Source organism: Nocardia sp. SYP-A9097 (assembly GCF_009649815.1).
Classification (GTDB): Bacteria; Actinomycetota; Actinomycetes; order Mycobacteriales; family Mycobacteriaceae; genus Nocardia.
In genome coordinates this window covers 467,476-480,661 of sequence record NZ_WJIC01000002.1, presented here as the reverse complement: position 1 = coordinate 480,661, position 13,186 = coordinate 467,476, and the positions used below count along the sequence as shown (strand labels likewise).

Here is a 13,186-nt window from a genome sequence, read left to right as displayed (position 1 = left end):
CCCTCTCCCGCTACGCAACTCGTGGTTCGCGACAAGTCCGGCAACTTCATCGCCCGCCTCGATATGGGCTGGCGCCACTGGCAGGTCGGCGTCGAGTACGACGGTGCCCAGCACTACACCGATCCGGCTCAGCGTGCGAAGGACATCGATCGTCTCGCCATTCTGGAATCTCTCGGGTGGCAGGTTATTCGCGTCAGTGCCTCGCTTTTGTATCGCCGTCCTCAAATTGTGCTCGGTCGAATTCGGAGTGCTCTCAGTGACCGGGGCGTGCGGTTCGATACGTGATCGGGGTTCGATCCGCGCGTAGACGGCTTGTATCCGGGGCCTTCGTAGCCGAAGACCCTGCGGGGCAGTACGTTCCAGCGGGGTTCGGAGGATGGCCACGATTTTTCGGAGTGGGAACCTCGCCTGCCGTACCCGACTTGCCCTTCCGCACCCAGGTCCGAATTGTCCCGTCTACGACGGGAAGACCGGCTGTGGTCCCGTTCTCGGGACCAAACCCCCAAAGACCAAGACGCTCAATGTGCTGGACGTACGATCAGGGGGTACTCAGTACCCCCTGATCGCACGTCCAGATCTTTTTTCTTGTTTTGTTTTGTTTTGTTTTTGGGTGTTTGGTTCTGAAGGTGACCACAGCCTGCCAGCCAGGCTGGTAGGTGAGGATTCGCGCCTGATGGGGGAGCGAAAGTCGGGTACGGCAGGCAAAGTAACCAGCACTGCCAGTCTCGGCTTGTCCGAACGGAGCCCCGCTGGAACGTGATCCGGACCTCGTGCCCCGGCTACGAAGGCCCCGGATACATACCCCGCACCACGCTGAGCATCACCCGGAATTCCGGGTCAGCGTCTTGGGTAGGTGGCAGATCGAGAGAGATGCCATCACAGAGACCGGAGTACCAGGAGTCCAATATGGCCGGTAGCTCGGCGTAGGTGCCTTGCGGGACAAGGGCATTCAGTAGTTCGTCGGAAAGCAGACCGGGGAGGGTCTCCCACGCTCCGGCTTGTGCCGAGGCGCTCAGATCATCCGCTGTCTTCGCGAAACCGAGTTGATCGAGGGTGCCGCGATAGGCGGGGGTCGAGTAGAGGAACGCCAGTTCGGAGCGGAGTGTTTCGCGGGCTGTCGCGACTGCGGACGCATTCGGTCCGGTAATCACCTTGGGCACCACTATGATTCGCGGTCCGCCATCCGTACGCCCGGTGCGTTCGGCGCCCGTGCGTAGGGCGGGTAGGACCTGTCCGGTCAGTGAAACCGGATGTGATCCCGTCGGGTGTGCGACGAATCCGTCGGCGACGGCACCGGCGAGCGTGCACATTCGGGGGCCGACGCCGCCCATCCAGATGGCGGGTGCGGGTACGTCCAGCGGTCCGGGGTTGAAATATGGCTGTAGACGGGTGAATTCGTAGTGGGTGCCGTGGTAGTCCAGGGGAGTGCCGTGCTGGAATGCTGTGAAGATGGCTCGCAGGGCTGCCGCGTAATCACCTAGCTGCGCTACGGGATCGGTCCACGGGGTGGAGTAGCGGCCGACTATGTTGCCGCGGACCTGGGAGGCGATGCCCAATTGGAAGCGGCCGGCGGAGAAGCGGGCGAGATCCCATGCGGCGTAGGCGGTTAGCATCGGGCTGCGGGGGAAGGCGACCACCATGCTGGTGCGCACCGTGAGGGTGGTGCTGTGTTCGATCGCCAGTGCGCAGATGCTGAAGGGGTCGCGGAGGGTTTCGGAGATGTGGACGGTGTCGAAGCCCAGTGCTTCGATGCGGTGGATTCGTGGCGCTACCTCCGACAAGGGGGTGTCGGCCGGTAGCGATGTCACGAGTTCCATGACGGTCCTTAGGGATCGGCTCGGCTACGGTGCCCGGCGAGCGGAAGCCGTCCGATCCTTTCAGACCGCGTGTGCGGCGGTGTTCGCGGTCTCCAGGGTGAGGTTGCCGTCGACCATGCGGTAGATGGTGTCCATCTGGTGCAGGTGCGCGAGGTCGTGGGTGACCAGCAGGGTGGCGGCCTGATGTTCGCGGGCAATGCGCACGATGAGTTCGATAATGGCCGCGCCGCGTTCCTGATCCAGGGCGCTGGTGGGTTCGTCGATCACCAGTAGCGATGGATCGTTCATGAGGGCGCGGGCGATATTGACGCGTTGCCGCTGGCCGCCGGAGAGTTGGCCGGGGCGCTTGTTCTCGTGCTCGGCCAGTCCGACCGCGTCGAGCAGTTCGCGGGCGTGCGCGCGGGCCGCGCGGCGGCGGGCGGGGGAGACGAACCAGGTCTGGCCCAGGTGGACCATGGCCTCGAGTTGCTCCACCGCGGTCAGTGCGGGCACCAGATTGGCCTGCTGGAAGACGATTCCGATGGATTCGCGGCGCAGCGTGGTGGCCTCGCGGCGGCCCAGCGTCGCAAGATCGACTGTGCCGCTGTCGGTTTCGAGCTCGATGCGGCCGGAATCCGGGCGGATCATGGTGGAGGCCGCCGCCAGCAGCGTGGACTTGCCCGAGCCGGAAGGCCCGGTGATGGCGGCGATCTCGCCACCTCGCACCGACAGGTTGATCCGGTTCAGCGCCGTAATTCGCTCATTGCCGTCGGGGAAGGTGAGCATGAGGTCGGTGATGGTGAGCGCGTTGGTCATCGCGAGACTCCTGGGAGACAAGGTGTTCAGCGCACCTGGTTGAGGGCGTTGAGCGGGTCGGTGGTGACGAGGAAGCGCAATGCGAAGCCCGCGCCGAGCAGGCCGAGCAGCACCAGCGCCGCGGCGGGGAAGAGCGTGGTGCTTGCGGTCAGTACGAAAGGCACCGCGTCGCCCATGAATACGCTCGCCAGCGTGGTGAGCCCGACACCTATGCCGACACCGGCCACCAGCACCACCAGGGCTTGACCCAGTGCGTCACGCACCAGCGAACCCGTAGTCGCCCCAAGGGCTTTCAGCGTGGCGATATCGGGTGCCCGCTGCACCGTCCACACCGTGAAGAACGCGCCGATCACGAGCGCCGAGATGGCGAAGAGCATGGCCGTCATGAGTGTCAGTGAGCCGTTCTCGGCCTTGTACGAGCTCATGGCCGACAGCGAACCCTTGGAAGAGGTCGTGGTGGTGTGCGCGGTCGCATTGATCGCGGACTGATCGCTGACCCCGGAGACCGCGATAATCGTGGCGGCCCCGGCACGCGGATTGAGCGCCTGCCAATCCGAGAGCGTCATCCACACCACCGGCGTGTGCGCGTACCAGTCGTCCTCGGTCACGCTCTTGACGGTGAAGTTGCCGGCGCCCAGCGCGACGGTGTCACCCGCGGCGGCATCGAGATTCTTGGCGGCGGCTTTGGACAGCACCACCTGACCGTTCTCGGTTGCCGTGCGATTGCCGAACGGGGTGCCTTCGACACCGAACAGGGCAACCTGGGCGGGGGAGGCGCCGTCGTGGGTGGCCCGGGTGCGGCTGATGCCGATGGGGTCGACGGTGCCGGTGGAACCACCAGCCCGCTGCCACTCCTGTACCTGTTCCGCACTCAGCGCCGAGGAGTCGAAGGAGGCCGCGGACCCGGTGTCGGCGAAGACCACCGTGCTGGTTTGCAGCGATTGGATGGCGGAGATGTTCTGATGCGCCAGACCGGCGGTCAGGCCGCTCAGGAAGCTGACCAGCAGCGCGACCATGGTCACCACCAGGGCGATGAGGAGGAAGCGGCCACGGGCGGCCCGCAGATCTCGGAGTGCTACGAACATGACTCCACTCTGGTGCGGAACGCCCGCGAATCCATCGCGCCGGGGAACGAATCCCGATCAGCCAAGGGAGGTGCGGCGTTTCCTACTTTCGATGGATGCCGCCCGGGTTGCCCGGCATAAGCTGATCGGCGTGCATCGATCGCCCATGACCCCCGTCCTCTCCGCCGTGCAGCTCGGCCTGCATGCGCTGGTGGTGGCTTTGACGGCGGTGGTCGCGGCGCGGGCGATCATCGCCGATTCCCATACCTATGTGGTGGTGGTGCTGTCCGCGGCGTTCCTCGGGGCGTATTTCGCAGGTGGCCTGTTCCGCCGTCGATTGCTGGCCGCACGGGTCTGGCTCCTGGTGCTGACCATGCTGTGGCTGATGCTGGTGGCCTTCGTCCCCGAGGCGGTCTACCTCGTCTTCGGCCTCTTCTTCCTGTATCTGCATCTGCTGCCGCGCAATTGGGGTCTGATCGCGGTCACCGTCACGACGGTGATATCGGTGGTCGGCTTCGCGCTGTATCGCGGCTGGACCTTCGGCGGCATCATCGGCCCGCTGCTGGGCGCGCTGGTGGCGGTGGGTATCGGCCTCGGTTATGAGGCGCTGTTCCGCGAGGCCGCCGAACGTCAGCAGCTGATCGACGAATTGCTCGCCACCAGAAACACTCTCGCGGAGCAGGAGCGCACCGCGGGCAAGATGGCCGAGCGGGAGCGGCTGGCGCAGGAGATCCACGATACGGTCGCGCAGGGCCTGAGCAGTATTCAGTTGCTGTTGCACGCCGTGGAGCGCGCCGCCCCGGATCACCCGGCGCTGACCAAGATTCGCCTCGCCCGCGAGACCGCCGCCGACAGCCTGGTCGAAACCCGCCATCTCATAGCCGAACTCACGCCTGCCGCCCTCGAAGGCCAATCCCTCGCGGGCGCGCTCACGCGAATCACCCAGCGCGCCACCGCTCCCGGCCTCGACGCCCAAATGCTGGTGGAGGGTGACCCGCATGCCCTGCCCATGCCGATCGAGGCCGCGCTGGTGCGCATCACCCAGGGCGCGGTCTCGAATGTGGTGCGGCACGCGCAAGCTCAGCGCATGCGGGTCACACTCACCTACGCCGGGGATGCGGTACACCTGGATGTGGTGGACGACGGTATCGGCATCGCACCCGAGGTGCTGGACCAATCCCCTTCGGGGAGTTTCGGTCTCAATGCGATGCGCAATCGGGTGGAGCAGCAGGGCGGCACCATGGGTGTGGAGTCCGAGCCCGGTCATACCGCCGTCACCGTCTCGTTCCCCGTGGAGGAGCAGTGACTTCCGCTGGAGGAGAAATGATCCGTATCCTGCTCGCCGACGATCACGCCATCGTCCGCGCGGGTCTGCGCGCGCTACTGGATTCCGGTGTGGCCGAGAGTGATTCGGGCTCGGATATCGATGTGGTCGGCGAGGTGGCCACCGCCGAGGAGGCCGTCGCGTTCTGCTCCACCACGCAGGTCGATCTGGTGCTGATGGATCTGCGCTTCGGCCCGGGCAAGTCCGGCGCGGATGCCACCGCCGCCCTGCGTGAGCTGCCCGATCCGCCGAATGTGCTGGTGGTCACCAACTATGACACCGACGCCGATATTCTCGGCGCGATCGAGGCGGGCGCGGTCGGCTACATCCTCAAGGACACCCCGCCCTCGGAGCTGCTGGCCGCGGTCCGCTCCGCCGCCGAGGGCGACAGCGTGCTGTCCCCGTCGGTGGCCTCGCGCCTGATGACCCGGGTCCGCAAGCCCGACACCACGCTTAGCCCGCGCGAGATCGAGGTGCTGCGCCTGGTCGCGGACGGTCACTCCAATCGTGAGATCGGCCGTCGACTCTTCCTGAGCGAGACCACCGTCAAATCCCATCTGGTGCACATCTACGCCAAGCTCGGCGTGAAGTCCCGTACCTCCGCGGTGGCCCGAGCCCGTGAGCGCGGGGCGATCTGATCCGCCTTCGAATCGGACCCTGATTCGCCTGTGCCAGACTCGCCCGCATGACTGTGCACTTCATCGGCGCCGGACCCGGGGCAGCTGACCTGCTGACGGTGCGCGCGGTGGGCCTGCTGCGCGAGTCGCCGGTCTGCCTCTACGCCGGGACGTATCTGGACCCCGAGGTGCTGGCGCACTGCGCGCCCGAGGCCGAGCTCATCGATACCCAGGGCCTGAATCTGGATCAGATCATCGAGCACTGTGTGCGAGCGACGAACGAGGGTAAGGACGTCGCGCGCCTGTGTTCGGGTGACCCGTCCATATATTCGGCCCTGTCCGAGCAGACGCGCCGACTGGACGCCGCCGGTGTCCCCTGGGATGTCACCCCTGGCGTCCCGGCCTATGCGGCCGCTGCGGCCCTGCTGGGCACCGAGCTGACGGTCCCCGAGCTGACTCAGTCCGTGGTGTTGACGCGCACGCAGGCGCGCTCGACCGCTATGCCCGAATCCGAGTCGCTGGCCAACTTCGCCCGCACCCGAGCGACTCTCGTATTGCACTTGGCTATAACTCGTATCAGGCCCCTCGCCGCGGAGCTGGTCCCGGACTACGGCCCGGATTGCCCAGTGGCCGTTGTCTACCGGGCCAGTCAGCCCGAACAGCAGGTCCTACGCGGCACCCTCGCCGATATCGCGGACCGGGTCCAGGCCGCGGACCTGCGGCAGGCGGCGGTGATCCTGGTCGGCCGGGCGCTGGCGAAGTCGGTGGATTGTGCCCGGTCACACCTGTACGACCCGGCCCGCGACAGGACGCATATCACTGGCTGAATTCGCGAAATGCAGTGATAGCGAAGAGCTATGGTACTTCTTCGTTGCGGGTTGCACCCTGCCGGTAGATTGGTTCGGGTGCTCAGCAGCTTTGTACCAATAGCGGTCGGTAGACCTTTGGACGTTCGTACGCCCATGTAACAACTTCGGTCGACTGGGTAGATAGCCCAGAGGATCTCAAAAATACGTGAAGTGAGCCCCGAGCATCGGACGCCACCCTTGGCTGGTGTGGCGTCCTGTTCGGGTTTTCGGTGGGGAGCGCTGTGGTGTTCCAGAAGCGAGGTTTGGGTTGGACCGGCTAGATTTCGGCGGCAACGGCGAAGCTGGCAGCGAAATCGCGCCGGGATCGGGCGAGGCTTTCCCGCTGTCGCCCGCGCAGCTGGGCATTTGGTACGCCCAGCATCTCGACCCGCAGGTGCCGATCAATATCGCGCAGTACGTCGAACTGCGCGGTGAGATCGACGTACCGCTGCTGGAGCAGGCCATGGTCGACGCCTCCCTCGAGGTGGGCTCGGGCTTCCTGCGCATTGTCGAGCGCAATGGCGAACCGCTGCAGATCGTGGATCCGTCGCTGGACCGCACGATCTATCAGATCGATGTGCGCGATGCCGAAGACCCGCGCACCGCCGCCCTGGAGTGGATGCGCGCCGACTACAGCCGCCCGCTCGATATCACCGCCGACCGCCTCATCCGCTCCGCCATGATCCGGCTGGGCGCGGACCACTACTACTGGTACGCCCGCGTCCACCACATCGTGCTCGACGGCTTCGGCGCGATGACCTATATGAGTCGTGTCGCGGAGATCTACACCGCGCGATTCGATGGCTCCGAGCCCGCCGCCTCCAAGGCCACCCCGCTGGCCACCCTGGTCGAGCAGGAGTTCGCCTACCGCGACAGCACCCGCTTCGTCTCGGACAAGGCGCACTGGGCCGATCGAGTCGCCGGTCTGGAAGAGGGGACGAGTCTGTCCGGGCGCAGTGCGCCGCCCTCGGCCATCAACACCATTGCCACGGCCTCGCTGACCCCGGATCAGAGCATGCTGCTGGACACCGCGGTGGCCGTGCACGAATCCTCCCCGGCGGCAATGCTTATCGCCGGTTTCGCGAGCTATCTGGCGCAGTGGACCGGCTCCGAGGACGTCATCCTCTCGCTGCCGGTGACCGCGCGTACCACCGCGATCATGCGCCGCTCCGGCGGCGCGGTCTCCAATATCGTGCCGCTGCGCCTGCGTATCGGCCAGGGCACCACCATTGCCGAACTGCTCAAGCAGGTCACGGTCGAGGTCTCCGGCGCGCTGCGGCATCAGCGCTACCGGCATGAGGACATTCGCCGCGACAGCGCCGGCGATGGCGTGGTGACCCGGGAGTTCTTCGGTCCCTGGGTCAATATCATGCTGTTCCACAATGAGGTGGCGCTCGGCCCGGTCACCGGTGAGTACAGCGTGCTGTCCACCGGTTCGGTCGAGGACCTGGGCATCAACTTCTATCAGTCGGTGGCGGGCACCCGGAACCACATCGACTTCGAGACCAATCCGAACCTGTACTCCGAAACCGAGACGCACCAGCATCATTCGCGTTTCCTGGAGTTCTTCGACCGGTTCCTGTCGGCGGCGGCCGAGCAGCGGGTGTGGGGTCTGCCCATCACCACCGCGGCCGAGCGCAGTCGGACGCTGGTGGAGTGGAATTCGGCGGGGCATGAGGTCCCGACCGCCACGCTGCCCGATCTGCTGGACGCGCAGATCCCGCTGACGCCGGACAATATCGCCCTCGAATTCGAGGGTGCGACGCTCACCTACGCCGAGTTCGGCGAGCGCGTCAATCGCCTGGCCCGGTTCCTGATCGCCGATGGCGTCGGCCCGGAATCGCTTGTCGCCCTTGGTATGCGGCGTTCGCTCGACCTGGTGATCGGTATGCACGCGGTGCTGCGCGCCGGTGGCGCGTACGTGCCCATCGACCCGGATCATCCGGCCGATCGCACCGCCTACATCCTCGAGTCCGCGGCACCGGTCTGTGTACTGACCACCGCGCGCGACGACCTCGCGCTGCCGGAGTCGGTGCGGCGCTTGGAGATCGACACCCTGGATGTGTCGGGCTACTCGAATCAGCCGGTGACGGACGCGGATCGGATCGCCCCGCTGCGCCCGCTCAATACCGCGTACGTCATCTATACCTCGGGTTCCACCGGCCGCCCCAAGGGCGTCGCGGTCACCCACCACGCCATTGTCAATCAAGAACTCTGGATGCTCGACGAGTACGGGTTCACGGCCGACGATGTGTACCTGCAGAAGACCGCCACCACCTTCGACGTCTCGCTGTGGGGCTACTTCCTGCCGCTGATGGTGGGCGCGAAGATGATCATCGCGACCCCGGACGGGCATCGCGATCCGATGTACGTCGCGGAAACCATTCAGCGGCACGGGGTTACGGTCACCGACTTCGTGCCGTCGATGCTGACGGTTTTCGTCTCGCATGCCTCCGCCGCTCAATGTGCCTCGCTGAAGAGCGCTTTCGTCATCGGTGAGGCCCTGCCGCCCGAAACCGGCGCGAGCTTCCGCGCACTGACCGGTGCCGGTCTGCACAACCTGTACGGACCCACCGAGGCCGCGGTCTCGGTGACCTACTGGGAGAACACCAGCGCCGATACGGTGACGGTGCCCATCGGCGTGCCGGAGTGGAATGTCGATGTCTACGTGCTGGATTCGCGGCTGCGACCGGCCGCCATCGGCGCCTCGGGTGAGCTGTACCTGGGCGGGCGTCAGCTCGCGCGCGGGTACAAGGGCCGCCCGGACCTGACCTCGGATCGCTTCGTCGCGAATCCCTTGTCGCCCAATGGCGAACGCATGTACCGCACCGGTGACCTGGTGCGCTGGAACGAGTCCGGCGCGCTGGAGTACATCGGCCGCACCGACTTCCAGGTCAAGTTCCGTGGTCAGCGCATCGAGCTCGGCGAGATCGAGACCGATCTGCTCGCGCACCCGGCCGTCAGCCAGGCCGCCGTACTGGTCATGGACACCGCCACCGGCCAGCAGTTGGTCGCGTACGTGGTCCCCATGCCCGGCCAGAGCATCGACCCGGCCGAGCTGACCCGCTTCGCCGCCGAGAAGCTGCCGACCTACATGGTCCCGGCCTCGATCATGGTCCTGGATGCCTTCCCGCTCAACACCTCCGGCAAGCTGGACCGCAAGGGCCTGCCCGAACCGGTGTTCAGCGTGGACGCCGCCGGCTACCGTGCCCCGCGCACCGCCGCCGAGGAGATCGTCGCCGGCATCTTCGCCGATGTGCTGGGCCACGAGCGCGTCGGTATCGACGACAACTTCTTCGATCTGGGCGGTAACTCGCTCGTCGCCACCCAGGTGGTGGCCCGCATCTCGGCCGCGTTCAGCACCCGCCTGGGTGTGCGCGCGCTCTTCGAGACGCCCACCGTCGCGGGTATCGCCACCCGTATGGAAAACGTTGCCCCGTCCGATGTTTCGCGGCCGCCGCTGGTGGCGCGGCCGCGCCCGGACCGGGTGCCGCTGTCGCTGGCACAGCAGCGCATGTGGTTCCTGAACCAGTTCGATCCGAACGTCCCGACCTACAACCTGCCGTTCGTGGTGCGGTTGCGCGGTGGTGTCGATATCGAGGCGCTGGAATCGGCGCTGCACGATGTGGTGGCGCGCCAGGAATCGCTGCGCACCATCTTCCCCGAATCCGGGGACGGCGGCCTGCAGCAGGTGCTGCCGATGGCCGAGGTGGATCTCGGTATCGAGGTCCAGACCATCGACGAACACGAATTGTTCTCCAGCCTGGCCGAATTCGCCTCGCGCGGCTTCGATGTCTCGCGTGAGCTGCCCATTCGGGTGCGGGTGTTCCAGGTCGGCGCGGCGACCGCCGAATCGGCCGATTACGCCGTCGCGTTCGTGGTGCATCACATCGCGGCGGACGGTTTCTCGTTCGGACCGCTGTCGCGCGATATGACCGCCGCCTACCTGGCGCGGGTGTCCGGACAGCAGCCCGCGTGGGCTCCGCTGCCGGTGCAGTACCAGGACTTCTCCATCTGGCAGCGCGAGGTGCTGGGGTCGGAGTCCGATCCCGAATCGATGGCCGCACGCCAGATCGCCTACTGGCGTTCGTCTTTGGCGGGTCTGCCCGACCAGCTGGATCTGCCCGCGGATCGCCCGCGCCCGCCGGTGCAGTCCTTCCGGGGTAACCGGGTCACCTTCGATATCCCCGCCGACCTGCACACCCGGCTCACCGGATTGGCACGCGCGCAGGGTGTTTCGCTGTTCATGGTGCTGCACTCCGCGCTCGCGGTGCTGCTCGCCCGCCTGTCCGGAACCTCCGATATCGCCATCGGCACCCCGGTCGCCGGTCGCGGTGAGCAGGCCCTGGACGACCTGATCGGCATGTTCGTCAACACCCTGGTGTTGCGGTCGGAAGTCCGTGGCGCGCAAAGCTTCTCCGATTTCCTGGCACATACCCGGGAAGGGGATCTGGCGGCGTTCGCCAGTACCGATGTGCCGTTCGAGCGCCTCGTCGAGGTCATCAACCCGACCCGTTCGCAGGCGCGGCATCCGCTGTTCCAGGTGATGCTCTCCTTCCAGGAGATGTCGCACGGCTCCATGGAGCTGCCCGGGCTCACCGTCTCCGCGGATGAGCTCGAGGTCGATATCGCCAAATTCGATCTGCAGTGGACGCTGACCGAGCAGCGCGGTATGTCCGGTGAGCCCGCCGGACTGTCGGTGGTGCTGTCCTATGCCACCGATCTGTTCGACGCCGAGACCGTGGCCGAATTCGGGCACCGCTATCTGCGGGTGCTCGAAACCGCCGCCGCCGCACCGGAAACCGTCATTCGCGATATCGACATCCTCAACGAGGATGAGCGCGCGCAGGTGCTGGGCGACTGGAGTCGCAATGCGCACCCGCTGCCCGGCGCCCAGACCGTGCTGGACCTGTTCGAGGAACAGGTTCGGCTGCGCCCGCACGGCACCGCGTTGATCTTCGACCCGGGCGAGCGCGCCGGCAGCATGTTCGGCGCCGCAGCCGAAGTCGGCTATGCCGAGTTCTCGAGCCGGGTGAATCGCCTGGCGCGCAAGCTCATTGCCGAGGGTGTGGGCCCGGAAACCCTGGTGGCGGTCGGTATTCGCCGCTCCATCGACATGCTGGTGGCCATCTACGCCACCCTCACCGCCGGCGGCGGCTATGTGCCGGTCGATCCCGATCACCCGGCCGAGCGCACCGACTACGTGCTCGACAGCTCGCGGCCGGTGGTACTGCTGACCACCACCGATGATGCGGTGGAAGCCGCCGATTGCACTGTGCTGCACCTGGATTCGCTCGATCTGAGCGAGTTCGACGCCGCGCCCGTCACGTCCGCCGATCGATTGGCTCCGCTGCGCCCGTCGAACACCGCGTACGTGCTGTACACCTCCGGCTCCACCGGTCGCCCCAAGGGCGTCGCGGTCCCGCACAGCGCGGTGCTGAACCAGATCGCCTGGATCACACACGTATACGGCATCGACGACACAGATGTCATCCTGCAGAAGACCCCCGTCACCTTCGACGTCTCGGTGTGGGAACTCTTCGGTTCGCTCGCCGTGGGCGCACAGCAGGTCATCGCCGCCCCGGACGGGCACCGCGATCCCATGTACCTGTCCGAGGTCATCGGCCGGCATCGCGTCACCATGACCTCGTTCGTGCCGTCCATGCTGAGCGTCTTCGCCTCCAGCGCCTCGGCCTCCGAATGCCTTTCGCTGCGTGCGGTTCTGGTCGCCGGTGAGGCGCTGCCGCCCGCCACGGTGACCGCGTTCCGGCGGTTCTCCACCGCGGCCGTGCACAACCTGTACGGCCCGACCGAGTTCACCGTGCACGCCACCTACGCGCCCATCGGGACGCCCACCCCCACCGTGGTGCCGATCGGCCGTCCGGTGTGGAACGCGCACACCTATGTCCTGGACGAGGGTCTGCGCCCGGTCCCGGCCGGTGTGCCGGGTGAGCTGTACCTGGGTGGCACCCAGGTCGCGCGCGGTTACTACGGCCGCCCCGACCTGAGCGCCGAACGCTTCGTCGCCGACCCGTTCGGTACGCCGGGCGAGCGGCTGTACCGCACCGGTGACCTGGTGCGCTGGAATGCCTCCGGCGCACTCGAATACATCGGCCGCACCGACTTCCAGGTGAAGTTCCGCGGCCAGCGCATCGAACTCGGCGAGATCGAGACCGCGCTGCTCGGGCACCCGTCGGTGAACCAGGCCGTGGTGCTGGTCATCGATACCGTCGCCGGTGACCAGCTGGTCGCCTATGTGGTGACGCGCGGCCCGGTCGACCTGGACAGCGTCAAGGCGCTACTGCACCGCACGCTGCCCGCGTACATGGTGCCGTCGGCTTTCGTTGTGCTGGAAGCCTTCCCGCTCAATGCCTCCGGCAAGCTGGATCGCCGCGCACTGCCCGCGCCGGTGTTCGAGGTGCGCGAATTCCGTGCTCCCACCACGCCTATCGAAGAGATCGTGGCGCAGATCTTCGGCGAGGTGCTGGGCATTGCCCGCGTCGGCGTCGACGACGACTTCTTCGAACTCGGCGGCAACTCGCTCATCGCCACCCAGGTCGCCACCCGCCTGGGCACCGCCCTGGATACCCGCGTGCCGGTGCGCATGCTGTTCGAGGCCGCCACCGTCGCGGCGCTCGCGGCCCGTGTCGAATCGCACGCCGGTGACGGTGCGCGCAAGGCCCTGGTGGCCCGCGAACGGCCCAGCGAGATCCCGCTTTCC

At 66.6% G+C, this 13,186-nt stretch carries 8 protein-coding genes (1 of these 8 cut by a window edge); 5 read left to right on the top strand and 3 right to left on the bottom strand.

All coding sequences use genetic code 11. The features are described 5' to 3' along the window. The first annotated feature begins 21 nt into the window (after positions 1-21). The gene (locus GFY24_RS05775) at positions 22-285 is read left to right on the top strand and encodes a DUF559 domain-containing protein (protein WP_309230503.1); all 264 of its coding nucleotides are present in this window, start codon (positions 22-24) and stop codon (positions 283-285) included. Positions 286-779: 494 nt separating this feature from the next. Here the strand turns inward: GFY24_RS05775 and GFY24_RS05770 are convergent, their stop codons facing one another. The 3 genes from GFY24_RS05770 to GFY24_RS05760 are packed head-to-tail and all read right to left on the bottom strand — an operon-like array spanning position 780 to position 3,697. Next, positions 780-1,817, bottom strand: coding sequence for a TIGR03617 family F420-dependent LLM class oxidoreductase (locus GFY24_RS05770; RefSeq protein WP_153803901.1), 1,038 nt, complete (start codon positions 1,815-1,817; stop codon positions 780-782). A gap of 60 nt (positions 1,818-1,877) precedes the next feature. After that, positions 1,878-2,612 carry an ABC transporter ATP-binding protein gene (locus tag GFY24_RS05765; RefSeq protein ID WP_153803900.1) on the bottom strand — a complete coding sequence of 245 codons (735 nt, stop codon included), beginning with the start codon at positions 2,610-2,612 and terminating at the stop codon, positions 1,878-1,880. A gap of 26 nt (positions 2,613-2,638) precedes the next feature. After that, on the bottom strand, positions 2,639-3,697 hold the full coding sequence (locus tag GFY24_RS05760) for an ABC transporter permease (protein WP_153803899.1): 1,059 nt from the start codon (positions 3,695-3,697) through the stop codon (positions 2,639-2,641). Positions 3,698-3,827: 130 nt separating this feature from the next. Here GFY24_RS05760 and GFY24_RS05755 point away from each other — a divergent pair, with 130 nt between their 5' ends. The 4 genes from GFY24_RS05755 to GFY24_RS05740 all read left to right on the top strand — a co-directional run. Further along, positions 3,828-4,982, top strand: a complete 1,155-nt coding sequence (locus GFY24_RS05755) for a sensor histidine kinase (protein WP_309230502.1) — start codon at positions 3,828-3,830, stop codon at positions 4,980-4,982. 17 nt (positions 4,983-4,999) lie between these two features. After that, a complete protein-coding gene (locus GFY24_RS05750) occupies positions 5,000-5,638 on the top strand; it encodes a response regulator transcription factor (protein ID WP_153803897.1) in 639 nt (212 codons plus the stop codon). 47 nt (positions 5,639-5,685) lie between these two features. Next, the gene (gene cobM, locus GFY24_RS05745; protein ID WP_153803896.1) at positions 5,686-6,444 is read left to right on the top strand and encodes a precorrin-4 C(11)-methyltransferase; all 759 of its coding nucleotides are present in this window, start codon (positions 5,686-5,688) and stop codon (positions 6,442-6,444) included. A gap of 289 nt (positions 6,445-6,733) precedes the next feature. Beyond that, positions 6,734-13,186, top strand: the beginning of a protein-coding gene (locus tag GFY24_RS05740) for a non-ribosomal peptide synthase/polyketide synthase (protein ID WP_153803895.1). The gene runs 38,049 nt beyond the window's last position; the window shows 6,453 of its 44,502 coding nt (coding positions 1-6,453); it begins with the start codon at positions 6,734-6,736; the stop codon falls past the right edge of the window.